This is a genomic window from Klebsiella sp. FDAARGOS_511 (assembly GCF_003812845.1).
Classification (GTDB): domain Bacteria; phylum Pseudomonadota; class Gammaproteobacteria; order Enterobacterales; family Enterobacteriaceae; genus Klebsiella; species Klebsiella grimontii.
The window spans coordinates 1,766,797-1,791,516 of sequence record NZ_CP033824.1; the positions used below are offsets into that span (position 1 = coordinate 1,766,797).

The window sequence follows — 24,720 nt, forward strand, 5'->3', positions numbered from 1 at the left end:
CCATGTTTGAGGCTATCAGACAGGTCGGCCGGGAGATCAAATCCTGCGGCGGCATCAAAGCGAAAATCGCGGTTCTGCTTTATCGTCTGGCGACGCTCTATCGCAGCCGTAATCCTCTGTGGAAGATCTGCGGGATCCCCTTCGTTATTCTCAATATCGTGATTAACGAGTGTTTATTTTGCATTGAGCTGCCGTGGCGAGCGCGCATTGGCTATGGGCTGAAGCTGTATCATCCGCACTGCATCGTGATAAACCGGGGAACGGTTATTGGCCAGAACTGCACCCTGCGCCAGGGCGTCACCATTGGCAGCGTGACCGATAGTCAGGGCCGGGAAGGCGCTAGCCCGCGAATTGGCGATAACGTGGAATTTGGCGCCCACGCCGTGGTGATTGGCGCGGTCACGCTAGGGGACAATGTCAAGGTCGGCGCGGGCACGGTGGTGACCAAAGATCTGGCCGCAGGCATGATTGCCGTCGGTCAGCCATACCGGGTACTAAACGGCGATTAGCGTAGGTTTGTCTGGGGACAAAACCCACGCTGATAGAAAAGCGGGTTTTAAAGCGGGATGGCAAAAATGGCCAGAACTTAGGCCCTCAGCTTAACCGGCTCGCTAAAATCATCGGCGGGCTCCAGCTTAAGGTTAAACGTTGCCAATAGTGCTTCGGCTCGTTGGTGAAAATCGCGTAGCGTCTTTTCGAGCTTTTCAGTGACTTCAGGATCGTCAATCGCGACCGGACGCCAGTCGCCTTCTTTATCGAACAATCCAAACTGATAGCTATAGGTGAAGCGCGAAGCCTGCGCTTCCATCTCCATCCACCATCCCCAGAACTCGCGTTTTTCAGGCGCTGGTTTTACGTTGACGCAAACTGCCAGGCAATCGAAAAAGAAGCGGTTGTCTTCACATTGCTCCTCACGGATGTAAGGGCCAAGCGCCGTGAATTTCTTAATCAGCTTACTCTTCAGGTGTCCACTCGGTAACGTCATTGCGATCTCCTTTAGTGATGCTATGACGTTACCAAATCAATAGAATTTAGCAATATATTAACTAAATCTATGGCTAATCCAGCGGGCGATCTGCCGCAGAGCGTGATCGAAATTACGGTAGACCGGATTGAACGGGATCTCCAACAGCTTGCCGTCGGAGGAGGATGAAGTGATTAAACGCGACTCCTCTTCCGGACTGAACGGATCGTCCTTCCAGAAACCGGAGAGCATCGGCGTAGGGCAGCGACGCCCCAGCAGGCCCTGAACCTTGAGGGAATAGCGGTTAAGCTCAACCCGCAGCGCGTCGTCGGAAGCGTCATGCATCCCCAGCCGCGAAGCCAGAACATCAAGATACATCTCCGGCACCCGCCCCTGATGCAGCGGGTCCACTAACAGGCCGTGTACCACCGGCCCCAGGCAGGCCACCGCCTTCAGGCGCTGGGACTCAAGATAGCCCAGCCGGACGGCGATGTTCGCGCCGAAGCGGAAGCCAAAGGCGGCCACGCGGGTATGATCGACCCAGGGCACATTAGCCAGATGCTGCAGCACATACTGGTGCAGCAGACTGGTATCCTGGGTCAGCTTGCATTTTGAGGAAAAACCGATGGAAGGCATATCCACGGTCAGCATAGCGATACCCAACGGCGCAAAATAGTTTTCATACAGGTTGTAATAATCGGTCTGTAGCGCGTCAAGCCCGCCGCACATCAGCACCGTCGGGAACGGCCCATCGCCTGGCGGCATATGCAGGAAACCGGTGATCGGCGCAGCGCCAGGGATGGAGAACTCCAGCTCTCGCAGCTTGCCGGGCAAGCGCTGGGCGGCTTCTTCATAAGCCCGGTAAGCCAGCACCTGCGCCTGTTCCGCCAGCTCATCGCCCTTGATGTGCGGATAGGCAGCAATGCTGTAAAGGTTTGCCGCATGGAGCCAGTGACGACCGCTTACCAGAAGATTCTCTTCCTGACCGGCCTTCTGCTGCCAGTCCATCGCCTGTTTGGCCCATTCAAAGATCCAGTTGCCGCCGCGATAGCCGACGACCGTATCGTAAAGCTCTGGATCGGTTCGCTCGGCATCGCTCATGACGATGCGCGCCTGCACATCGAGGATTTCCTGCGGCGTCACGCCACGCCAGATCCACATCAGACGGTTAATCAATCGATACCAGTGATCAACGTGATTACCGCTGAGCGCAGACTGGATCGGTTGCTGCGCTCCGGTATTAAACCGACGCACCAGCGTGGAGGTTTCCGGATGTTTGAATCGGGGTTTAAACAGCGTTTCGCTAAGGTTAGCCTGGGACATGTGCAGCCTCCATCATGTTGCCACTGAAGCTATTGTAACCTGCGCAAGGGTAAAAAAAACCACGCCCGGCAAAACCGGGCGTGGTAATTAGCATTTATGCGGGAAATTAACGGCCTGCGATAGGCGGTACGAACACCACGCCCATATCCCACGGCTGTTCAATCCAGGTATCCTGGGGAATATCAACGACATAATCATCAACCAGTGGGCGACCTGCCGGTTTTGCGAAGATAGTGACAAAATGTGCTTTCGGATACATTTCGCGGATGGCTACGGCGGTACCGCCGGTGTCGACGAGGTCATCGATCACGATAAAGCCTTCGCCATCGCCTTCCGCACGTTTCAGCACGGTCAGTTCACGCTGATTATCGTGGTCATAGCTTGAGATGCAAACGGTATCAACATGACGAATACCCAGTTCACGCGCCAGTAGTGCTCCCGGTACCAGACCGCCGCGGCTAACGGCAATAATGCCTTTCCACTGTTCAACCGGCAGCAGGCGAGTTGCCAGCTTGCGGGCGTGAATCTGCAACATGTCCCAGGTGACGACGTATTTTTCGCTCATGTGAAGTGTCCCAGCCTGTGTAATACGGCTTAAATAATGTTCGAGGGGGAAAATGGTTGCGCGAGATTATAGAGATCTGACGCGCTAAAAACCAGCGTTAAGCGGCCACCGCGACTCTTTTTACGTGGTTTACACTACCAGAGTACACGGAAAGTGGTATTCTCAACCCCATCGCGCAAGCCCGGGCTTGTAGTGTATTTGATTGCTAACCCCTCGATCTGCAAACGACTTTTGCAGGTGATTGTAAGGAGACTTATCGTGTCTGAACTGTCTCAATTATCCCCGCAGCCGCTGTGGGATATTTTTGCCAAAATCTGCTCTATTCCTCACCCCTCCTATCACGAAGAACAGCTCGCTGAGCACATTATGGGCTGGGCAAAAGAAAAAGGCTTACACGCGGAACGCGACCAGGTTGGCAACATTCTGATTCGTAAAGGCGCGACTGCCGGTATGGAAAACCGTAAACCGGTGGTGCTGCAGGCGCACCTTGATATGGTGCCGCAGAAAAACAACGATACCGTTCACGACTTCGCTAAGGACCCGATTCAGCCGTACATCGACGGCGAGTGGGTCAAAGCGCGCGGCACCACCCTGGGCGCCGACAACGGTATCGGCATGGCTTCCGCGCTGGCGGTGCTGGCTGACGATAACGTCGTTCACGGCCCGCTGGAAGTGCTGCTGACCATGACGGAAGAAGCCGGTATGGACGGCGCGTTTGGCCTGCAGGCCAACTGGCTGCAGGCGGACATCCTGATCAACACCGACTCCGAAGAAGAAGGTGAGATTTACATGGGCTGCGCCGGTGGGATCGACTTCACCTCTGACCTCGCGCTGACCCGTGAAACCGTTCCGGCCGGTTTCCAGAGCTTTAAGTTGACCCTTAAAGGACTCAAAGGCGGCCACTCCGGCGGCGAGATCCACGTCGGTTTAGGTAATGCCAACAAGCTGCTGGCACGCTTCCTCGCAGGCCATGCTGAAGAGCTGGATCTGCGCCTGGTCGATTTCAACGGCGGCACCCTGCGCAACGCTATCCCCCGTGAGGCGTTCGCCACAGTCGCCGTGGCCGCGAACAAAGCGGATACGTTGAAAGCGCTGGCTAATGAGTACCAGGCGATCCTGAAAAACGAGCTGGCGGCCAAAGAGAAAAATCTAACAGTACTGCTGGAATCGGCTGCGAACGACCAGCCTGCGCTAACGTCCCAATCTCGTGATACCTTTGTACGCCTGCTTAACGCCACGCCGAACGGCGTCATCCGCAACTCTGATGTGGCAAAAGGCGTGGTAGAAACCTCGCTGAACGTCGGTGTGGTGACCATGACCAGCGATAACGTGCAGATTCACTGCCTGATTCGCTCCCTGATCGACAGCGGTAAAGATTATGTCGTCAGCATGCTGGATTCTCTGGGCAAGCTGGCCGGCGCGAAAACCGAAGCGAAAGGCGCCTATCCAGGCTGGCAGCCGGACGCCAGCTCGCCGGTGATGCATCTGGTGCGTGAAACCTATCAGCGTCTGTTCAACAAGACGCCGAACATCCAGATTATCCACGCGGGCCTGGAGTGCGGTCTGTTCAAAAAACCGTATCCGGACCTGGACATGGTTTCTATCGGGCCAACCATTACCGGCCCCCACTCCCCGGACGAGCAGGTTCACATTGAAAGCGTTGGCCAGTACTGGACGCTGCTGACCGAGCTGCTGAAATCCATTCCGGCGAAGTAAGACAGCACAGGCCCACTCCCCAGAGAGTGGGCCTTTTCTTTATAACGACTCGCTCATTAACGCCCGCTAAACGTCCGCAGCGGATTACCGCGTTCAATTTGATGATGGAACATTCGCCGTTCAGACTTCAACACCGCGCCGTCATTCTGCCGCTGCTGTTCCAGCTTCCACGCAATCAGCAGGCGCGCCAGCCTTTTATTGGCATGCTGACTCCGTTCCGACTGCACCTTGACGCTAATCCCGCTTGCCAGGTGCGTGGCGCGTACCGCTGAGTCGGTCTTATTGACGTGCTGCCCGCCGGGTCCGGAAGCGCGCAGCGTTTCAAAGCGGATCTCTTCGGACTGCTTTTGTTCATCGCAAGAAAAACGCCCTACGCCGACATACCAGTTTTTACGTCCGTGATGCGGCCTGAATGGGCTGGGAAAAATCCATTGCAGCGTGCCGCACCAGCGTTCACTTAAGGCAAACGCATTGTCGCCATCAAGAGAAAGCAGAGCGGAGCGGAGCGTGCCAGAATGCCGACCTGGCTCGCTTTCCAGCAGAGTAATGGAAACCCTCTGCTCTGCCGCTTCTTTTATGAGTCGATCCAACGAGAGTTTCACCGCCAGGCAGCACTCATCCGGCCCCTGAGCGGAAGAGAGTTGTAATAACATCATGCGCCTTTCCCTCCGCTGGTTTTGAGCGTCAGCAGCGGACGCAGGCGGGCGATCGGTTCAACCAGTCCGGCCTGCACCAGACAGTTAAATACGCTTTCCACAGATTTGTACGCCTGCGGCGCCTCCTCGTAGATCAGCTGACGATCGCGACAGATCACCCGGCTTCCCAGTTCAGTACGGGCCAGCTGTGCCGCACTGTATTTACCAGATAAGCGCCCTTTGCAATCAGTACGCATCCATTTACGCCCGGCGCCGTGAGCGAGCGAATTCAGCGTTTCTTCGCTGACCACGGGGTGAACCAGCCAGCTGTGGTCGCCGCGAGAGCCCGGAATAATCACCAGGCCGCGGTCGTCCGGCGTCGCCCCTTTGCGATGCAGCCAACCCTGCCGTCCGTTAACAGAACGGGCCTCGACAAAGTTATGCGCGACGTCCAGCACATTCTGTCCGTCAGCTCGTACCTGTTGCAGAATGCGGGTAGCGATCAGCTGCCGATTCACGCGGGCAAAAGCCAGCGCATCTTGATGTTCCGCCAGGTAATCCTGAGCCGCAGCACTGTCTTCCGCCAGACCATCGTGAGAAAAAGCCGTGATATGGCGTTGCAGGATAGACTGTCCCAGGCCGCGCGACCCGCTGTGCACCAGCAGCAGCAGATGCTGAGCATCCAGACCGGCCTGCTGAAGGCGCTGGCGATCGATGACCCGATCCACCTGCTGCAATTCAGCGAAGTGGTTACCGCCGCCAATAGAGCCCAGCGCGCTGCGCCAGGGATGGGTTAGCAGATTCTCCGCCAGATGTTCATCCAGCCAGCGTTCTTCCGCTGCGTCATCCATGGCTGACAGCTTCTTCTCAAACCTATCCGCATTATATTTTCGCGCGAGGATATCCGTTTGCCATAGCGCCATGCCGCAGCCGATATCGTTACCCACCAGTGCCGGGTAGAGATGACCGAGCGAAAAGAAGGCCGCGCCGATTGGGTAGCCGCGCCCGGGATGTAAATCAGGCATCCCTACCACGCGCTGCATGTGAGGTAACTTTGCCGTCGTGTGTAATTGCTGGATCGCTAAATCTTCGATCCACAGATCGTCTGAACTAATATAAGAAATACCTTCAGACGTATAATGAACATTATTGCCCATATACCAATCCATATAAAAATAAATAAAGGATGTGGCAGACGTTACCAGGGCAAAAAGAGAGTTATTCCTGGAAAGGCCTGCAAAGTATGTTCTGGAAATCTGTATTCATGGTGAACCTCCTTTGCAGTCAATAAATAAGTGAAAGTGCGCGTATAGTAATCAGGCGTTATATCTATTGCAAGCCGATTTGCCGCCGCATCAAATAATTAAGAAATCGTTCACCGCGCGCCGTCACTTCCTGTGGCTGAATAACCGTGAAGCCGTGACGCGCAAAAAAGGGCTTTGCCGTAATACTGGCCTCTACCGTGTAAACGCGCTCAGGAAGCTGCCTCAATAGCGTATTGAGCAGCGCGCTGGCGACGCCCTGGCGGCTATGGTCGGGAGAGACAAACAGTAAATCGATATAGTCATCCACGGCGGTAATAAACCCGACCGGCGAGGCATCATTTATTGCCACCAGTACGCATGATGCCGCTAGTTTTTGCCGCCAGTGGGCTTCATCAACCTGAGCCCAGGCGGCAATCTGCCGGGGAGAATAATCGGCGCTGGCCGTCTCTTGAATCGCCCGTAAAAAAATCACGCATAGCGCGGCAAAATCATGCTCTTCATACGGTCTTATTTTCAGCATTGTTATAACCCCAGAACCAATTGTCGCTCCAGTTGCGGATCGAGCAGCGTCACGTGCAGCCCCACCAGCCTGACTCCCCGACCTCCGCGCCGCTCGTTCCAGGCTTTATGGGCAGTGGTGATCAAATCATCTTTATTCAATCGGGGCCAGACATGCTCCTGGGTGGTGAGCTGGAAATCATTAAACTTGAGCTTGACCCCCTGCCGGGCGATCAGCAAATCCGGTTTAACCTTCGCCAGGCGCCGTTCCAGCTCCGGATAGAGGTTCTCAATAATCGACTCACACTCCGCCCATTCATGGATATCCTCTATCAGGGTTCGCTCAACGCCCACCGATTTGCGCTGGCGCTCGCTGCTGATTTCTCGTTCATCAATCCCCTGGCTGCGCTCCCATAGTATCCGCCCGAATTTACCAAAGCGTTTGAGCAACATTGCCAGATCGCTGTTTTGTACATCTTCACAGGTCCTCAGCCCCATGCTTTCCAGCTTCGCGGCGGAAACCTTGCCGACGCCCGGGATCTTCGCTAGCGGCAACGTTTTGACAAACTCCGCGACCTGATGCGGCGCAATCACAAACTGGCCGTTGGGTTTATTCAGGTCCGAGGCGATTTTTGCGAGAAATTTTACCGGCGCAATGCCTGCGGAGGCGGTCAAATTTAGCTCACGATGGATGGTCTCGCGGATCTCCTGCGCCATCAGCGTCGCTGACCCCTGACAATGAACGCTGTCGCTAACGTCGAGATATGCTTCGTCCAGCGATAAAGGCTCGATTAGCGAGGTATAGCGGGAAAAAATCTCCCGGATATGGTTCGACGCCTCTTTATATGCATCAAAGCGGCCGGGAAGCAGCGTCAGGTGAGGACAAAGCTTGAGCGCTGTGGCGGTGGGCATGGCGCTACGCACGCCGAATTTACGCGCCGGATAGTTGGCCGTACTGATCACACCGCGCTGCACCCGGCTACCGCCAATGGCGATAGGGATGTCGCGCAGTGCCGGGTTGTCCCGCATCTCCACCGCCGCGAAGAAGCAGTCCATATCAACGTGGATGATCTTACGCATAGCCAAACCTTAGACTGTACATGCGTACAGTATAGCAAAAGTCGGCGAAATTTAATCTTTTTAAAACCCTCGCCATAAAAAACATGCTACAACATAAAAATGCAACAAATATGATTTATTTTTCATATAGTTACATTAATGAATAAGGTGAATGCAATCATGAAATCAATACTTACTGCGCTTGGTTTGCTTATTGCCAGCAGCGCCTGCGCTGCGCCGCAGCTCATTGCTCATCGGGGAGGCACCGGCGATGCGCCGGAAAACACCCTTCCTGCGATAAAACTGGCGCTGGAGAATAAGGCCGAGGCGATTTGGATAACGGTACAATTAAGCCAGGATGGCGTTCCGGTCTTATATCGCCCAAGCGATTTATCCGCCCTGACTGACCATACCGGGAAGATCTCAAGCTTTAGCGCTGCCGAACTGGCCCGCATGGACGCGGGATGGAAATGGGGCGGTGAAACTCACCCCTGGCGCGGTAAAAATGCAACCATTCCAACGCTGCAATCAGTGCTGGAGCAATGGCCACAGACCTTCTTTTACATCGATATTAAATCGCCTGATGCCGACCCGGCAATTATGGCTTCGCGTCTTAGTGAAGTATTGCAAACGACCCATAGCCTCTCGCGCGTGCGGGTTTATTCCACCGAAGACCGCTATATCGCGGCGCTACCAGAATCTATTCCCCATTTCGTCAGCCGGGGCGAAACGCGAACGAAACTGGCTAATATTTCCCTTAGCCACCAGTGCCAGCCAACCACACAGCCGGGCGATGACTACTGGTACGGTCTGGAGCTGAAACGCAAGGTAGAAATCGTGGAGAAGTTCACCCTCGGCGAAGGCGTGTCGCCTGCAACCCTCACCTGGGATAAAGAAGCAATGGACTGTTTCCGCTCTCAGGGCAAAGCCCATGTTGTCTTCTTCGGCATTAATAGTGCCGATGATTTTCGTAAGGCAAGCGAACTGGGCGCCGATGGCGTGATGGTAGACTCGCCGGCGAAAGCGAAAACCTGGTAAATCGTAAAAGGCCGCGATAAGGCGGCCTGCTGTTTAAATGATGCGATCCCGTTTGCGCTGCGCTTCGCGAGCCATGCGTTTTTTACGCGCATCGCAGGGCTCAGGACAGTCGCAGACCTTTTCCATACCCAGCGATGAGATCCCGCCGCAGCTGCCCTGAAGCGTTTTGCGCTTGACCAGATAACCAAGCGACATTCCCAGGATAACCAGCGCGAAAATCACGAAGGTCGCGACAAATACTGTCAGCATCATCAGCCTCCAAAGTCGTCCAGCATGATGTTTTCATCCTCAACGCCGAGATCTTTAAGCATTTTGATGACCGCGGCGTTCATCACCGGCGGACCGCACATGTAAAACTCACAATCTTCCGGCGCCGGGTGATCGCGCAGATAGTTTTCATACAGGACGTTATGAATAAAGCCAGTATGGCCGGTCCAGTTATCTTCCGGCTGCGGATCGGAGAGCGCCACGTGGAAGGTGAAGTTCGGGTTTTCCCGCGCAAGCTGTTCAAACTCATCATCATAGAACATTTCTCGCAGAGACCGCGCACCGTACCAGAAGCTGATTTTACGTGTACTGTGTAGCCGCTTAAGCTGGTCGAAAATATGCGAGCGCATCGGTGCCATCCCTGCCCCGCCGCCGATAAACACCATCTCCGCCTGCGTTTCTTTGGCAAAGAACTCCCCAAACGGCCCGGAGATCGTCACTTTATCACCAGGCTTCAGCGACCAGATATACGAGGACATAATCCCCGGCGGCGCATCAGGCACCTGCGGCGGCGGCGTGGCAATACGCACGTTGAGCATGATGATGCCCTTCTCTTCCGGATAGTTAGCCATGGAGTAGGCGCGCAACGTTGGTTCTTTCACGTCGGAGACATAGCGGAAAAGGTTAAATTTATCCCAGTCGCCGCGATACTCGTCCGGAACGTCAAAGTCGGCATAGGCAACCTTGTGTGAGGGGCATTCGATCTGAATATATCCACCGGCGCGGAACGGAACCGCGTCACCGTCCGGCACGCGCAGCTTCAGCTCCTTGATAAAAGTGGCTTTGTTATCATTCGAGATAACTTCACACTCCCACTTCTTAACGCCAAAAATCTCCTCCGGCAGCTCAATTTTCATGTTCTGCTTCACCGCGACCTGGCAGGCCAGACGGCAGCCCTCTCTCGCCTCACGCTTGGTGATATGAGAGAGTTCGGTAGGCAGAATATCACCGCCGCCCTCTTTCACCGTCACCCGGCACTGGCCACAGGAGCCGCCGCCGCCGCAGGCCGACGAAACGAAGATTCCGTTGCTGGAGAGCGTATTCAGCAGCTTGTCACCGGCCGGAGTACGAATTTGTTTATCCGCTTCGTTATTGATTTCAATGACCACGTCGCCCGCATTCACTAATTTCGAACGCGCGACAAGTATCAGCCCCGATAGCACCAGGACGATCAGCGTGAACATCACTACGCCAAGAATTATTTCCATACTTTCCGCCCTTATAGCTGCACACCGGAGAATGACATAAAGCCCAGCGCCATCAGACCCGTGGTAATAAAGGTGATCCCTAACCCGCGCAGACCCGCGGGCACGTTTGCGTATTTCATTTTTTCACGGATACCCGCCAACGCCACAATTGCCAGCAGCCAGCCGATGCCGGAACCTAAGCCGTAAACGATCGACTCGCTTAAGTTATAGTCACGCTGCACCATGAAGGAGACACCGCCAAAAATCGCACAGTTGACGGCAATGAGCGGCAGGAAGATCCCCAGCGCGTTATAGAGCGTCGGGAAGTACTTATCGAGGATCATCTCCAGGATCTGAACCAGCGCGGCAATAACGCCAATGAAGGTAATAAAGTTCAGAAAGCTCAGATCAACGCCTTCCACCAGCGCGCCGTCGCGCAGCACCAGGTTATACACCAGATTATTGATCGGCACCGCCAGCCCAAGTACGACCGTTACCGCAACGCCGAGTCCGAAAGCGGTCGAGACCTTTTTCGATACCGCGAGGAAAGTACACATCCCAAGAAAGAAGGCCAGCGCCATATTTTCAACAAATACGGCGCGGACAAAAAGGCTAATATAATGAGCCATAATCGGTTACTCCTTTTCCTGTTGTTCAGGCTTCCAGCTGCGCACCGCCCAAATCAACAAACCGATAATGAAGAACGCACTGGGCGCCAGAAGAAACAGACCATTTGGCTGGTACCAGCCGCCGTTCTGCACCGTTTCCAGCACGGTAATACCGAATAGCTTACCACTGCCGATCAGCTCTCTCAGGAAACCGACGATGATTAGGATCGCCCCGTATCCCAGACCGTTGCCAATACCGTCCATAAAGCTCGCCAACGGCGGCGACTTCATGGCATAGGCTTCGGCGCGCCCCATCACGATACAGTTAGTGATGATCAAACCGACAAAAACCGAAAGCTGTTTCGAAATCTCATAGGCAAACGCGCGTAGCACCTGATCGACGACGATAACCAACGAAGCGATAATCGCCATCTGTACAATGATGCGCACGCTATTCGGAATGTGGTGGCGAATCATGGAGATAAACATGCTGGAGAATGCCGTAACCAGCGTCACCGCGATGGTCATTACAAAAGCGGTCTCCAGCTTGGTGGTCACCGCCAGCGCGGAGCAGACGCCCAGAACCTGCAGAGTGATAGGGTTATTAGCGATAAGCGGACCCACCAGCACGCGCTTCATTTCTTTCATGTCGCCCAAATCAGCCATTATTCAGCTCCCCTTCTCGCACCTTTTGCAGGAATGGGCCAAAGCCGAGTTTGCCCATCCAGAAATCAAAGCTATGTTGCACGCCGTTTGACGTCAGCGTTGCACCCGACAGGCCATCAACGGCGTGCAGGTCGCCAGGACGCGCGCCGCCTTTGACGATTCTCAGCGCAGGCATCCCTTTATCATCAAGCACTTGTTTACCAACGAACTGCTGGCGCCAGTTGGGGTTTTCAATTTCCCCGCCCAGTCCCGGCGTCTCACCATGTTCGTAATAGGTGATCCCTTTGACCGTGCGGCCATCGGTTTCCAGCGCAACAAAAGCGTACATCACCGACCACAGGCCGTTACCGTAAATCGGCAGTACGACTTCCTGAATCTGCTGCTTTTCATCGCGCACCAGGTAAATTTCGGCAATATTACTGCGGCGTTTGATACCGGCAGGATCCTGACTCGCCTCCAGCTGTAAGCTCTGCTGAGGGTCTTTCAGGGCCTGGGCTTGATTAAACTTGCCCGGATCTTTATCCAGCAGCTCACCGCTGGCTAAATCGACTAAACGCGGAGAGATATGGGCCTTAAAAATGTCAGCCACTTCATCTGCGCTCATTCCCTGCTTCATCAGACCGGCAACCGCCAGGATATTGCGCTGTTTATCGAGAGCGCGCTGCTCCTGCTGGCGCGATTTTAGCCCCACGGCAGAACCGGCGACCACAATTGAGCAGACCAGACAAAGCACCAGCACCACCAGCAGCGTTTTGCCGATGCTATCGTTACTTTTATTCTCAGCCACGCGATTTCCTCCGCTTAATATTGGCCCGCACCACCAAGTAATCAAACAGCGGCGCGAAGAGGTTGGCGAAGAGGATCGCCAGCATCATCCCTTCCGGATAGGCCGGGTTGACCACGCGAATCAGGACGCACATCACACCGATCAGCAGGCCGTAGCTCCATTTACCTTTATCCGTAAACGACGCGGACACCGGGTCCGTCGCCATAAACATCATGCCGAATGCAAAACCGCCGAGCACCAGATGCCAGTACCACGGCATGGCAAACATCGGGTTGGTATCAGAGCCTATAAAGTTAAACAGCGTCGCGGTGGCCACCATACCGATGAAAACCCCTGCGACAATGCGCCACGAGGCCACGCGACCAAAAATGATGATGGCGCCGCCGATGAGAATCATTAGCGTCGAGACTTCGCCAATCGACCCCGGTATATTGCCGAGGAAGGCGTCCATCCAGCTTACCGGCTGACCGGTAGAGACGTTAACCAGCGATTCACCGCCGCCGCTTGCCCACTGAGATAACGGCGTCGCGCCGGAGAAACCATCCGCCGCAGTCCACACCAGGTCGCCGGAAATTTGCGCCGGCCAGGCAAAGAATAAAAACGCGCGCCCCGCCAGCGCCGGGTTGAGAAAGTTACGCCCGGTTCCGCCAAAAATCTCCTTGGCCATGACGACGCCAAAGGTGATTCCGAACGCGGCCTGCCATAGCGGCAGCGATGGAGGCACAATCAGCGCGAACAGAATTGACGTCACGAAGAAGCCTTCGTTTATTTCGTGCTTGCGCATGATAGCAAACAAGACTTCCCAGAACCCGCCGACAAGAAACACGGTGATGTAGATAGGCAGGAAAAATACCGCCCCCAGGGTCATCATACTGAGCCAACCGGCGTCAGCGGTGAAGTTCACCCCCAACCACTGCGCGATGCTGTAGTGCCAGTTCCCGGCGATAACCTGCTGCAGCTGCTCAGCACCGTATAATTTATGCAGTGCCGGAATAGTCTGCAGGCCAACGTTATACATACCCCAAAACATCGCTGGGAAAACGGCAAACCACACCAGAATCATCATCCGCTTGAGATCGATGGCGTCTCTGACGTGCGCCGCGCCGCGCGTGACCTGCCCAGGGGTGTAGAACAGCGTCGCCGTCGCTTCAAACAGCGGATAGTATTTTTCCAGCTTGCCGCCGTGCGTAAAGTGCGGCTCAATTTTGTCAAACAGTTTCTTTAAGCCCATCACTTATCCTTCCTGCTCTATCTGGGTTAACACGCTGCGCAATGCCGGGCCATATTCGTACTTGCCGGGACATACGTAGGTGCAAAGCGCCAGGTCTTCTTCATCCAGTTCCAGGCAGCCCAGTGCCTGCGCGCTGTCAGTATCCCCCGCCAGCAAATCACGCAGCAGCATGGTGGGCAGAATATCCAGCGGCATCACTCGCTCATAGTTGCCAATCGGCACCATAGCCCGCTCACCGCCGTTGGTATCCGTCGAGAAATTAAATAGCTTACGCTTCATGAAATGGCCGAGCGTGGTGCGGGTAATGGAAAATTTATCTTTCCCGGGCATTACCCAGCCGAACAGCTCTTTCTCACGCCCCTCTTTTACGACGCTTATCTGTAAATGAAAGCGGCCAAGAAAAGCATGGGGCCCTTGAGCATGCGTTCCGCTGAGGACTGAACCAGAAATAACGCGGTTTTCATCATCCAGAAGTTCATCTGCCAGCAGTTCATCAAGGCTGGCGCCAGAGCAGGTCTTTAATAAACGAGGCTCTTTCACCTGCGGGCCGCCGAGCGCAACGATGCGTTCGCTAGACAACTCCCCTTCAAGGAACAATTTGCCAACGGCGATAACGTCCTGATAGTTAAGATGCCAGACCTGCTTTTTCAGGCTAACCGGCTCGAGAAAATGGATGTGGGTCCCGACCAGCCCGGCCGGATGCGGCCCGGCAAACTGGTTGAAGGTCACCTGGCCTACGGGATGCCCGCCAAGCTTGCCACCGCTGGCCTGGCAGACGTGGACCTTACCGTCGGTCAACCGCGTCAACAGGGTTAAGCCCGCATCAAAAGCCTCGCGCTGGGCCAGAATGATTGGCTGGGGGTCTGCCGCCAGTGGATTTGTATCTATGGCGGTGACAAATATGGCCGCTGGAACGCTGGCTGGCGCGGGTATTTTGCTGAAAGGGCGGGTGCGAAACGCCGTCCACATCCCCGACTCCATCAGTTGCTGCTGCACGGCCTCGCGCGTCAACGCGGCAAGATCGGCTAATTCATAGCGGGGAAAATGAACGGCATCATCGCCATCTACGTCAATAACGACCGATTGCAGTACCCGCCGTTCGCCGCGATGAATGGCGCTGATGGTTCCACTCGCAGGGGCAGTAAATCGCACGCCAGAATTTCTTTTATCTTCAAACAGAAGTTGACCTTTTTGTACCCGGTCTCCTTCACGCACCGCCATCGAAGGGCGCATACCGATGTACTCTTCACCCAACAGCGCAACGCGCTTGACCGCAGTCTTCGAAGAAATCTGCTGTGATGGCATGCCAGCTATGGGCAAATTCAGCCCTTTCGTGATTTTAATCATATCGTTAGCAGGTATCCGTTACGTAAACCCCGGCATCAGACCGAGGCCAGCATAATTAATGGAAAATAAGAGGAAGAAAGGAACATCGTAGTCCTGATAATTCACAAGACGGGAGAGAAGCATCCTTTCTTACCCTGAGTATTTAGCGGAGCAAGTGTAACATTTCGTGAGCAGCGCCTGTAGACAAACTGCCATTAAGTCGTTCTAAAATGCGAGCTATTACGCAAAGTTCTGACTGCGCTTTACCTGAATATTCGCTATAACGGAAAACTAAAACGTAAACGTGGCACATCGTGCTTGCGAAAAAATGCCGTGATGCTAATGTGAGCGCTCTAAAACCAGAAAACTCTGATTTCGGGTCTCTCTTGCCGTCCTGGCAATGTGGTTATTTGTTTTATCAAGGAACAAGTAGTATGCGCAAAATCGCATTATTTATTGCGATGCTTCTGTTGCCGTGCGTTTCATTCGCAGGGCTACTTAGCAGTAACAGCTCGACAACACCGATGAGCAAAGAGTATAAACAGCAGCTCATGGGTTCGCCGGTCTACATTGAGATCTTCAAAGAAGAGCGCATGCTCGATCTTTACGTCAAGATGGGCGAAACATACCAGCTTCTCGACAGCTACCGGATCTGTAACTACTCCGGCGGGCTCGGTCCAAAGCAGCGCCAGGGCGATTTCAAGAGCCCCGAAGGTTTCTATAACGTTTCCCGCAATCAGCTAAAACCCGACAGCCGTTTCTACAAAGCGATCAATATCGGTTTCCCGAACGCTTACGATCGCGCGCATGGATATGAAGGGAAGTATCTGATGATTCACGGTGCCTGCGTATCCGTTGGCTGTTACGCCATGACCGATACCGGTATTGATGAAATCTTCCAGTTCGTCACCGGCGCGTTAGTCTTCGGCCAACCCAACGTTCAGGTGAGTATTTATCCTTTCCGCATGACCGATGCCAACATGGCGCGTCACAAATATTCCTACTTCGCGGATTTCTGGCAGCAGCTTAAACCCGGGTACGACTACTTCCGGCAGACGCATAAGCCGCCGGTGGTTTCGGTAGCCGATGGCCGCTACGTGGTGAGCAAACCGCTCAGCCACGAAGTTGTGCAGCCGCAGCTCGCGTCAAACTACTCGGTCCCCGAGGCAAAATAACGCCCACTCGCCTGGCATAATTTTATTCCAGGTTTCGTTGCCGGTCAGCGGCTGAGTGGCGATAACGGAGACCACATCATTCGGTGTGGTCTCGCGTTGAAAATCAATTTCTACATCCTGATCCAGCAGCGTCGCTACGCCAAACGGTGCCCGTCGCGTAATCCAGTATAAATTCGTCGAGCAGAACGCCATCACGTAGCGTCCATCGGAGAGCAGCATGTTAAATACGCCTTTTTCACGCAGCTCTCCGGCAAGCGTGGCGATAAAGCTGAATACCTCCACCATATCGCCCGGCATTTCCGGATAGCGCTCGGTGATGCTGTGCAGCAGCCAGCAAAACGCTTTTTCGCTATCGGTTTCCCCAATGGGATGCAGGTTGCCCGTCACGAGATTCTCATACCCTTCCAGTTGACCATTATGGGCATAAGTCCAGTTGCGTCCCCATAGCTCCCGGGTAAAGGGGTGAGTATTTTCCAGCGCAACGATACCCCGGTTGGCCTGGCGAATATGGGCAATGACCGAGCAGGACTTGATAGGATATTCCTGCACCAGCTTGGCTATGGGCGACTGAAAGCTAGGCTGCGGATCTTTAAATGTGCGACAGCCCTTACCTTCATAAAAAGTAATGCCCCAGCCGTCTTTATGCGGCCCGGTTCCGCCACCGCGCTGCACCAGCCCGGTAAAGCTGAAACAAATATCAGTTGGCACATTCGCGCTCATCCCGAGCAGTTCGCACATAGATCACCTCATACAACTTACTGAAACATAAAAGGCGTTATTGGTGCAGTCAGTTTGGACACGGCCAGCGCGCAGAAACCGGAGCGTACTTCATGTACGTGAGGATGATTCGCTACGCTCCCCCTTCGGCCCGCCCTGAAGGGCGTTCAAAACTCGGTGAGTTTTGTCTGAGCACTGCCCGGGTTCAAAATGGCTAACAAACTAGCCTTTTAAGCTTTAACCATCTCTTTTTCGATCAACATAATCAGAATATGAATCACTTTAATATGAATTTCCTGAATGCGGTCGGCGTAGCCAAAATGCGGTACGCGAATTTCGACATCCGCCGATCCCGCCATTTTACCGCCATCTTTTCCGGTCAGAGTAATCACTTTCATCCCTTGGGCGCGAGCGGCTTCGATCGCTTTGATTACGTTACCGGAGTTACCCGAAGTGGAGATCCCCAGTAATACGTCGCCTGCACGACCCACTGATTCTACGTAGCGAGAGAAAACATATTCATATCCGAAATCATTGCTGACGCAAGAGAGATGGCTCACGTCTGAAATCGCAATTGCCGGATAGCCTGGGCGGTTTTCACGATAGCGCCCGGTCAGTTCTTCCGCAAAATGCATCGCATCGCAGTGCGAACCGCCGTTACCGCAGGAAAGGACTTTGCCGCCAGCTTTAAAGCTATCCGCCAGCAGCACCGCAGCACGCTGAATCGCGTGAATGTTGGCTTCGTCCTGCAGAAAGTTAGCCAGCGTTTCAGCGGCTTCATTCAGTTCGTTACGAATAAGATCCTGGTACATGAGGATAATCCTTCAGTATTTGTGGGATAACCCAGGCAGTTTACCGGATAGCCGACGCAGCGAGAAGCAGCACGCGATGCAATCCCCTGTGCTTTTGATTTTATGTGCCGCATTTCCGTACAACAATGTGAGCAAGGTTGTAATTATTTTGTAAACACATTGCTAAAACAAATTACATCCACTACAACCATATCATCACAAGTGGTCAGACCTCCTACAAGACAGGGAGCATTTCTCTATGATGATTTTGAGTATTGTTGCAACCGTTGCTTTACTCGGTGCGCTCTTCTATCACCGAATCAATCTGCTGCTCAGCAGCGCAATTTTACTTGTCTGGACCGCCGCGCTCGGCGCTGCGGGGCTGTGGAATATCTGGCTGCTCATTCCGCTGGCGATCGTTTTACTGCCGTTCAACCTTGCGCCGATGCGTAAATCCATGATTTCAGTCCCGGCCTTCCGCGCTTTCCGTAAGGTCATGCCGCCGATGTCGCGCACCGAGAAAGAAGCGATTGACGCTGGCACAACCTGGTGGGAAGGCGATCTGTTTCGTGGCAACCCCGACTGGCAGAAACTGCACAACTATCCGCAGCCGCGCCTCACCGCTGAAGAACAAGCCTTTATTGACGGTCCGGTCGAAGAAGCCTGCCGTATGGCGAACGACTTCGAAATTACCCACGAGATGGCCGATCTGCCGCCGGAGCTGTGGGCCTATCTGAAAGAGCATCGCTTCTTCGCGATGATCATTAAGAAAGAGTACGGCGGACTGGAATTCTCCGCTTACGCGCAGGCTCGCGTCCTGCAAAAGCTGTCGGGCGTCTCCGGGATCCTGGCGATTACCGTCGGCGTACCGAACTCATTAGGCCCGGGCGAGCTGCTGCAGCATTACGGCACAGAAGAACAGAAAAACCACTATTTGCCGCGCCTGGCTCGCGGTCAGGAGATTCCTTGCTTCGCACTGACCAGCCCGGAAGCGGGTTCAGATGCCGGCGCCATTCCGGATACCGGCGTCGTCTGCATGGGCGAATGGCAGGGCCAGCAGGTGCTGGGAATGCGCCTGACCTGGAACAAACGCTATATCACCCTTGCGCCTATCGCCACCGTGCTGGGACTGGCGTTTAAACTCTCCGATCCAGATCGCCTGCTGGGTGGAGAAGAGGAACTGGGCATCACCTGCGCGCTCATCCCCACCAGTACCCCCGGTGTTGAAATTGGGCGTCGGCATTTCCCGCTGAACGTTCCGTTCCAGAACGGCCCGACCCAGGGGAAAGATATTTTCGTTCCTATCGATTACATTATTGGCGGCCCGTCGATGGCCGGCCAGGGCTGGCGGATGCTGGTTGAGTGTTTATCCGTGGGACGCGGCATCACCCTGCCATCAAACGCCACCGGCGGCCTGAAATCCGTCGCCATGGCTACCGGCGCCTATGCACACATTCGCCGTCAGTTCAAAATCTCTATCGGTAAAATGGAAGGGATCGAAGAACCGCTGGCGCGTATCGCAGGCAACGCCTACGTAATGGATGCCGCCGCCTCGCTGATTACCTACGGCATCATGCTTGGCGAAAAACCAGCGGTACTGTCGGCAATTGTGAAGTACCACTGTACTCACCGTGGTCAGCGCTCCATTATTGACGCAATGGATATTACCGGTGGTAAGGGCATTATGCTCGGCACCGGAAACTTCCTGGCGCGGGCCTATCAGGGCGCGCCGATCGCCATCACCGTTGAAGGGGCGAATATCCTGACCCGCAGCATGATGATCTTCGGTCAGGGAGCGATTCGCTGTCATCCGTACGTGCTGGATGAAATGGCGGCCGCGCAGAATAACGACGTTAATGCTTTCGATAAGCTGCTGTTTAAACACATCGGACATGTTGGCAGCAATAAGGTACGCAGTTTCTGGCTGGGCCTGACCCGCGGTCTCACCAGCAGCACGCCGACTCGCGATGCCACTCGTCGTTACTATCAGCACATGAATCGCCTGAGCGCCAACCTGGCTCTGCTGTCCGATGTCTCAATGGCGGTACTGGGTGGTAGCCTGAAGCGTCGTGAAAGAATTTCTGCACGTCTGGGCGATGTACTGAGCCAGCTCTACCTGGCGTCGGCGGTCCTGAAACGCTATGACGATGAGGGGCGTAACGAAGCGGACTTACCACTGGTTCACTGGGGCGTGCAGGATGCGCTGTATCAGGCCGAACAGGCGATTGACGATCTGCTGGTCAACTTCCCGAATCGTCTGGTCGCCGGGGCGCTCCGCGTGGCTATCTTCCCGACCGGGCGTCACTACCTGGCGCCTTCAGACAAGCTGGATCATAAGGTGGCGAAAATTCTGCAGGTTCCGAGCGCGACGCGTTCCCGTATCGGCCGCGGTCAGTATCTGACGCCGAGCGAGCATAACCCGGTCGGCCTGCTGGAAGAGGCGCTGCTTGATGTTATGGCAGCAGACCCTATCCACCAGCGACTGTGCAAAGAACTGGGCAAGAATTTGTCGTTTACGCGTCTTGATGAACTGGCCGGTAATGCGCTGGCAAAAGGGTTAATCAATCAGGAAGAGGCGGACATCCTGGTCCGTGCGGAAACCAGCCGACTGCGCAGCATAAACGTCGACGATTTTGCCCCGGATGAACTGGCGACCCGCCCGGTAAAGCTGCCGGAGAAAGTGCGCAAGATCGAAGCGGCTTAAAAACGAAAAAATAAACACATCACGATCGAGGCGGGGATTTCCCCGCCTCTCTTTTTTCTGACAATTCAGCGGAAGGTATTTCCAGGGCTGTCATTCTTTTACAAAATATTCCCTGAGCCGTCCGTCGGCTGATATGGTGTTAAAGTCATTATAATTCCTCTCATCATACTGGAGTTCACCACCGTGCCCGGACTTAAAATTACCCTTTTACAACAACCGCTGGTGTGGATGGATGGTCCCGCCAACCTGCGCCATTTCGATCGTCAACTGGAAGGGATAACCGGGCGTGACCTCATTGTTTTACCCGAAATGTTTACCACCGGCTTCGCGATGGAGGCAGCAAAACAGTCGCTATCGCAAGAGGAAGTGGTTACCTGGATGGAAGCTAAAGCCGCGCAAACCAACGCGCTGATTGCCGGTAGCGCCGCGCTACAAACGGACCGCGGTCCGGTTAACCGTTTTTTGCTAGTTGAGCCCAACGGTCAAATCCATTTCTATGATAAACGACACCTGTTTCGCATGGCGGATGAACATCATCATTACGAGGCGGGTAACGAACGGGTTATTTTTGAATGGCGCGGCTGGAGAATTCTGCCGCTGGTGTGCTACGACCTGCGTTTCCCGGTGTGGTCACGCAACCATAACGACTACGATTTAGCGCTGTACGTTGCCAACTGGCCCGCCCCACGCTCAATGCACTGGCAGTCGCTGCTTGTCGCCAGGGCTATCGAAAATCAGGCTTATGTAGCCGGGTGCAATCGCGTCGGCACCGATGGCAACGGGCACCATTATCGGGGCGATAGCCGGATAATTACCCCGCAGGGCGAGATTATCGCCACGGCTGAGCCGCATCAGGCGACTCGCCTGGATGCTGAGCTTTCGCTGACGTCGCTAAAAGAGTATCGCGAGAAGTTTCCGGCCTGGCAGGACGCTGACCCCTTCACGCTCAACTAAGGCAAGCAAACCCGGGGAGCCAGGGCTCCCTTTCTTATGCCGCAAACGCGCGTTGGGCCCCGGCAGTAAAGCCAAATAAAGTTTACCTGTCACCCATCAATGCGGTTTGCGCAAGGCATGCAGGCTGCGCCGTGAGTCCGGCATATTGTCGAGGGGATGGAAGCGTGTCTGAAGGCCTGGCTCAGGAAACGGCACGGGCCAGAACGACGAAAGCCTGAATCATTGCTGATTCAGGCTTCCTGAATAGTGGCGGAACGGACGGGACTCGAACCCGCGACCCCCTGCGTGACAGGCAGGTATTCTAACCGACTGAACTACCGCTCCACTTACTGTTCCCTTGGGAACGAGGCGAATATTACGGATTCCCCTCTACCCCGTCAACGCTTTTTCTTCATTTTTGAATCGCTTGCTGCAAAAATCGCCCATCAGGCTATTTTTAGCGCGTTTACGGGCAAATCAGGCACGCCACAGGCAGCTTCCGCCTTTCTTTTGCACCAGATCGAGCCGCGATTCATGGTTCATCAGCTCTTCATCGGAGGCATAAACCACCCGTAATTTGCTGGCGGCGCGAACAACGCGTTGAATGCCCATTTCTCCGGCCTGCTGCTGACCTTCCCCTTCCATTGAGAAAGCCATCGTCGTCTGGCCACCGGTCATCATCAAATAGACGTCGGCAAGAATCTGGGCATCGAGCAACGCGCCATGCAGCGTTCGCTTGCTGTTGTCTATTTCATAACGTGAACAGAGGGCATCAAGGCTGTTACGCTTGCCCGGGAACATTTTACGCGCCAGGGCCAGGCTGTCGGTCACCTTACAGAAGGTATCCGTCTTCGGAATTCCGCGATTCAGCTTCGCAAATTCATAATCCATAAAGCCGATATCAAACGATGCGTTATGGATGACCAGCTCCGCCCCGCGGATATAGTCGATGAACTCATCGACCACATCGCCAAACGCGGGCTTATCCATCAGGAATTCGTCCGCAATACCATGAACGCCAAACGCTTCAGGATCCACCAGCCGGTCCGGCTTTAAATAAACGTGGAAGTTGTTTCCGGTCAGGCGGCGGTTGATCACCTCCACCGCACCGATTTCAATTATCTTGTGCCCTTCATAGTGCGCACCAATCTGATTCATACCGGTGGTTTCGGTATCGAGAACGATCTGTCGCGTAATTGCAGTGCTCATAGCGGTCATTTATGTCAGACTTACCGTTTTACGTATCGATTTCAATTACAGGAAGTCTACCAGAGATGCTCAAACAGGTAGAAATTTTCACCGATGGTTCTTGCCTGGGAAATCCAGGCCCCGGCGGCTACGGTGCGATTTTACGCTATCGCGGGAAAGAAAAAACTTTTAGCGAAGGCTTTAACCTTACGACGAACAACCGCATGGAGATGATGGCCGCCATCGTCGCCCTGGAAGCGCTGAAAGAACATTGTGAAGTCATCCTCAGTACCGACAGCCAGTACGTGCGTCAGGGGATTACGCAGTGGATCCACAACTGGAAAAAACGCGGCTGGAAGACGGCGGACAAGAAACCGGTAAAAAATGTCGATCTCTGGCAGCGCCTGGACGCCGCGCTGGGTCAACACAAGATCAAATGGGAATGGGTTAAAGGCCACGCCGGGCATCCGGAAAACGAACGCTGCGACGAACTGGCGCGCGCGGCGGCATCTAACCCAACCCGGGACGACATCGGTTATCAGGCGGAAAGCTAATTCTGCCCCTTGCGCCACTGACGCGTGGCGCCTACCGCCTGCGGTATCCGTTTTTTTGCTTTGCCCGATTTCATCGGGTTTAGCGTCAACGGGATAGTGCGTTTACGGGCAATAATCAGCTGCAGACATCCCAACGCCGGGAGATGCGTACTGAGCATTTTCCCCCCGTGGCGCGACCAGGGAAGGACCTGATAGCCGCCATAGTGCATAACTTCAAAATTAAGCACCCCCAGCCAGTCCATCTGACGCGTTAAGGTGAACATGCGGCTGTTATAGGGGGGCTTATTGCGTAACACTGGCACCAGCTTACGTAACCCCATCAGGCTCATGGGATTAAAACTGGTTAAAATTATCCAGCCATCGTCGATCAGCACTCTATCCGCTTCCCGTAGCAGTCGATGCGGATCGCTGCACCACGGTAAGGTATGCGCCAGCAGGCAGGCATCAACCGACTTCTCGGCAAAAGGCAAATGCAGCGGATCGGCCTTTACCTGCACAGGATTTCCTTGTAAAGAGACATTCACCTGATGGGAAATCGCGCAGGATTCGGTATTGATTTCCGCGCTCAGATTGCCAATCTTAAGTAAATGAAAGCCATATAATTTAGCGAGCCAGGGCTTCATCTGCCGTTCCAGCGATTCGCGGTAGTATTCGCCCCACGGCATGCTGGACCAGTGCTCTGGCGCTGTAACTGTTTGAGGTATCCTTGCCGGCTTCATCGCAACCTTCCGCTACGCATTAGAGGTAATTTATGAATCTTATCAGTATTCCCGCATTTCAGGACAACTACATCTGGGTTCTTAGTGAAGATAGCGGGCGCTGCCTGATAGTCGACCCGGGCGAAGCCGCTCCAGTGCTCGCCGCCATTGAACAAAACCGCTGGCAGCCGGAAGCTATCCTGTTGACGCATCATCACCACGACCACGTTGGCGGCGTAAAACAACTGCGAGAAAAATTTCCGGCTATAGCGGTTTACGGACCGGCAGAAACCCAGGATAAAGGTACAACCCGCATCGTCAAGGACGGAGAAAGCATCTCTGTTTTGGGCCGTGAATTTTCTATTTTTGCCACGCCAGGTCACACTTTAGGACACATCTGTTTCTTCAGCGCACCTTATCTATTTTGTGGCGATACAATGTTTTCCGGCGGCTGCGGTAGACTGTTCGAAGGGACTGCAGAGCAGATGTATCAATCATTTAAGAAGATTAACGCCCTCCCTGATGAAACATTAATATGTTGCGCACATGAGTACACTTTAGCAAATATGAAGTTTGCAATGAGCATCCTTCCCCATGATAGGGATATAAATGATTACTATCACAAAGTTAATGAGTTACGTGCAAAAAACCAAAAAACACTCCCCGTAATTCTGAAAAATGAGCGGCGTATAAATTTATTTCTGCGCACAGATGATGCTGATTTAATTAAAGAAATTAGCAAAGAAACAAATTTGCAACACTCTGCTCAGCGATTTGCATGGTTAAGGTCAAAGAAAGACGACTTCTGATATTTAATTCTTGTCT

The 24,720-nt window shown here is 54.1% G+C and carries 26 protein-coding genes and 1 tRNA gene; 8 read left to right on the plus strand and 19 right to left on the minus strand.

Going from position 1 to position 24,720, the window contains the following annotated elements; translation table 11 throughout:
• Window positions 1-2: 2 nt before the first annotated feature.
• On the plus strand, window positions 3-509 hold the full coding sequence (locus EGY08_RS09525; RefSeq protein ID WP_087828264.1) for a serine acetyltransferase: 507 nt from the start codon (window positions 3-5) through the stop codon (window positions 507-509).
• 77 nt (window positions 510-586) lie between these two features.
• Here EGY08_RS09525 and crl read toward each other — a convergent pair whose 3' ends face one another.
• The 3 genes from crl to gpt all read right to left on the minus strand — a co-directional run bounded on the left by crl (window position 587) and on the right by gpt (window position 2,852).
• A complete protein-coding gene (gene crl, locus EGY08_RS09530) occupies window positions 587-985 on the minus strand; it encodes a sigma factor-binding protein Crl (protein ID WP_004099188.1) in 399 nt (132 codons plus the stop codon).
• 57 nt (window positions 986-1,042) lie between these two features.
• Window positions 1,043-2,287, minus strand: a complete 1,245-nt coding sequence (frsA, locus tag EGY08_RS09535) for an esterase FrsA (protein ID WP_004129202.1) — start codon at window positions 2,285-2,287, stop codon at window positions 1,043-1,045.
• A 106-nt stretch (window positions 2,288-2,393) separates the two neighbouring features.
• Complete coding sequence (gene gpt, locus EGY08_RS09540) at window positions 2,394-2,852, minus strand: xanthine phosphoribosyltransferase (RefSeq protein ID WP_004129200.1); 459 nt, start codon at window positions 2,850-2,852, stop codon at window positions 2,394-2,396.
• 258 nt (window positions 2,853-3,110) lie between these two features.
• On the opposite strand from gpt, the gene pepD reads away from it, so the two are divergent.
• Window positions 3,111-4,568, plus strand: coding sequence for a cytosol nonspecific dipeptidase (gene pepD, locus EGY08_RS09545; RefSeq protein ID WP_004129198.1), 1,458 nt, complete (start codon window positions 3,111-3,113; stop codon window positions 4,566-4,568).
• Window positions 4,569-4,624: 56 nt separating this feature from the next.
• Here the strand turns inward: pepD and prfH are convergent, their stop codons facing one another.
• The 4 genes from prfH to dinB all read right to left on the minus strand — a co-directional run bounded on the left by prfH (window position 4,625) and on the right by dinB (window position 8,046).
• Window positions 4,625-5,224: a peptide chain release factor H gene (gene prfH / locus EGY08_RS09550; protein ID WP_123828443.1), complete on the minus strand. Its 600-nt coding sequence runs from the start codon at window positions 5,222-5,224 to the stop codon at window positions 4,625-4,627.
• The gene (locus EGY08_RS09555) at window positions 5,221-6,360 is read right to left on the minus strand and encodes an RNA ligase RtcB family protein (protein WP_004129194.1); all 1,140 of its coding nucleotides are present in this window, start codon (window positions 6,358-6,360) and stop codon (window positions 5,221-5,223) included. Before EGY08_RS09555 ends, prfH begins: the two co-directional genes overlap by 4 nt.
• Window positions 6,361-6,532: 172 nt before the next feature.
• Window positions 6,533-6,985 (minus strand): GNAT family N-acetyltransferase, encoded by a 453-nt coding sequence (locus EGY08_RS09560; RefSeq protein ID WP_406943860.1) that lies wholly within the window; start codon window positions 6,983-6,985, stop codon window positions 6,533-6,535.
• 5 nt (window positions 6,986-6,990) lie between these two features.
• A complete protein-coding gene (dinB, locus tag EGY08_RS09565; protein WP_004129190.1) occupies window positions 6,991-8,046 on the minus strand; it encodes a DNA polymerase IV in 1,056 nt (351 codons plus the stop codon).
• Between the two features lie 159 nt (window positions 8,047-8,205).
• On the opposite strand from dinB, the gene EGY08_RS09570 reads away from it, so the two are divergent.
• On the plus strand, window positions 8,206-9,063 hold the full coding sequence (locus EGY08_RS09570; protein ID WP_004129188.1) for a glycerophosphodiester phosphodiesterase family protein: 858 nt from the start codon (window positions 8,206-8,208) through the stop codon (window positions 9,061-9,063).
• 33 nt (window positions 9,064-9,096) lie between these two features.
• Here the strand turns inward: EGY08_RS09570 and nqrM are convergent, their stop codons facing one another.
• Genes nqrM through EGY08_RS09605 form a run of 7 tightly spaced genes read right to left on the minus strand, consistent with a single transcriptional unit; the run spans window position 9,097 to window position 15,156 of the window.
• On the minus strand, window positions 9,097-9,312 hold the full coding sequence (nqrM, locus tag EGY08_RS09575; RefSeq protein WP_049114465.1) for a (Na+)-NQR maturation NqrM: 216 nt from the start codon (window positions 9,310-9,312) through the stop codon (window positions 9,097-9,099).
• Between the two features lie 2 nt (window positions 9,313-9,314).
• Window positions 9,315-10,538 (minus strand): NADH:ubiquinone reductase (Na(+)-transporting) subunit F, encoded by a 1,224-nt coding sequence (nqrF, locus tag EGY08_RS09580; protein WP_004129183.1) that lies wholly within the window; start codon window positions 10,536-10,538, stop codon window positions 9,315-9,317.
• A gap of 11 nt (window positions 10,539-10,549) precedes the next feature.
• Window positions 10,550-11,146, minus strand: coding sequence for an NADH:ubiquinone reductase (Na(+)-transporting) subunit E (nqrE, locus tag EGY08_RS09585; protein WP_004129181.1), 597 nt, complete (start codon window positions 11,144-11,146; stop codon window positions 10,550-10,552).
• A 6-nt stretch (window positions 11,147-11,152) separates the two neighbouring features.
• The gene (locus EGY08_RS09590) at window positions 11,153-11,791 is read right to left on the minus strand and encodes an NADH:ubiquinone reductase (Na(+)-transporting) subunit D (RefSeq protein WP_004099162.1); all 639 of its coding nucleotides are present in this window, start codon (window positions 11,789-11,791) and stop codon (window positions 11,153-11,155) included.
• Window positions 11,784-12,578: a Na(+)-translocating NADH-quinone reductase subunit C gene (locus EGY08_RS09595; RefSeq protein WP_004129178.1), complete on the minus strand. Its 795-nt coding sequence runs from the start codon at window positions 12,576-12,578 to the stop codon at window positions 11,784-11,786. Before EGY08_RS09595 ends, EGY08_RS09590 begins: the two co-directional genes overlap by 8 nt.
• Entirely contained in the window at window positions 12,571-13,809 is a 1,239-nt protein-coding gene (locus EGY08_RS09600; protein WP_123828444.1) for an NADH:ubiquinone reductase (Na(+)-transporting) subunit B, read from the minus strand. The genes EGY08_RS09595 and EGY08_RS09600 overlap by 8 nt, the downstream gene beginning before the upstream one ends.
• A gap of 3 nt (window positions 13,810-13,812) precedes the next feature.
• Complete coding sequence (locus EGY08_RS09605) at window positions 13,813-15,156, minus strand: Na(+)-translocating NADH-quinone reductase subunit A (RefSeq protein ID WP_004129173.1); 1,344 nt, start codon at window positions 15,154-15,156, stop codon at window positions 13,813-13,815.
• Window positions 15,157-15,569: 413 nt separating this feature from the next.
• On the opposite strand from EGY08_RS09605, the gene dpaA reads away from it, so the two are divergent.
• Window positions 15,570-16,310 (plus strand): peptidoglycan meso-diaminopimelic acid protein amidase, encoded by a 741-nt coding sequence (gene dpaA, locus EGY08_RS09610; RefSeq protein ID WP_004129169.1) that lies wholly within the window; start codon window positions 15,570-15,572, stop codon window positions 16,308-16,310.
• Here dpaA and EGY08_RS09615 read toward each other — a convergent pair.
• The gene (locus EGY08_RS09615) at window positions 16,281-17,048 is read right to left on the minus strand and encodes a class II glutamine amidotransferase (protein WP_004129167.1); all 768 of its coding nucleotides are present in this window, start codon (window positions 17,046-17,048) and stop codon (window positions 16,281-16,283) included. The genes dpaA and EGY08_RS09615 overlap by 30 nt on opposite strands.
• Before the next feature lie 209 nt (window positions 17,049-17,257).
• A complete protein-coding gene (lpcA, locus tag EGY08_RS09620; RefSeq protein ID WP_004099149.1) occupies window positions 17,258-17,839 on the minus strand; it encodes a D-sedoheptulose 7-phosphate isomerase in 582 nt (193 codons plus the stop codon).
• Between the two features lie 238 nt (window positions 17,840-18,077).
• Here lpcA and fadE point away from each other — a divergent pair, with 238 nt between their 5' ends.
• Complete coding sequence (gene fadE, locus EGY08_RS09625; protein WP_004129165.1) at window positions 18,078-20,522, plus strand: acyl-CoA dehydrogenase FadE; 2,445 nt, start codon at window positions 18,078-18,080, stop codon at window positions 20,520-20,522.
• Window positions 20,523-20,705: 183 nt separating this feature from the next.
• Entirely contained in the window at window positions 20,706-21,476 is a 771-nt protein-coding gene (locus tag EGY08_RS09630; protein WP_087828258.1) for an amidohydrolase, read from the plus strand.
• Window positions 21,477-21,723: 247 nt separating this feature from the next.
• Here the strand turns inward: EGY08_RS09630 and EGY08_RS09635 are convergent.
• Together EGY08_RS09635 and dnaQ are read right to left on the minus strand one after the other, a co-directional pair.
• Window positions 21,724-21,800 (minus strand) — tRNA-Asp (locus tag EGY08_RS09635).
• Between the two features lie 132 nt (window positions 21,801-21,932).
• Complete coding sequence (gene dnaQ / locus EGY08_RS09640) at window positions 21,933-22,664, minus strand: DNA polymerase III subunit epsilon (protein ID WP_004133854.1); 732 nt, start codon at window positions 22,662-22,664, stop codon at window positions 21,933-21,935.
• 65 nt (window positions 22,665-22,729) lie between these two features.
• Here dnaQ and rnhA point away from each other — a divergent pair, with 65 nt between their 5' ends.
• Complete coding sequence (rnhA, locus tag EGY08_RS09645; RefSeq protein WP_004129160.1) at window positions 22,730-23,197, plus strand: ribonuclease HI; 468 nt, start codon at window positions 22,730-22,732, stop codon at window positions 23,195-23,197.
• Here the strand turns inward: rnhA and EGY08_RS09650 are convergent.
• Window positions 23,194-23,916 (minus strand): class I SAM-dependent methyltransferase, encoded by a 723-nt coding sequence (locus EGY08_RS09650; protein WP_004129158.1) that lies wholly within the window; start codon window positions 23,914-23,916, stop codon window positions 23,194-23,196. The genes rnhA and EGY08_RS09650 overlap by 4 nt on opposite strands.
• Before the next feature lie 32 nt (window positions 23,917-23,948).
• Here EGY08_RS09650 and gloB point away from each other — a divergent pair, with 32 nt between their 5' ends.
• Entirely contained in the window at window positions 23,949-24,704 is a 756-nt protein-coding gene (gene gloB / locus EGY08_RS09655) for a hydroxyacylglutathione hydrolase (protein WP_004129157.1), read from the plus strand.
• Window positions 24,705-24,720 lie beyond the last annotated feature (16 nt).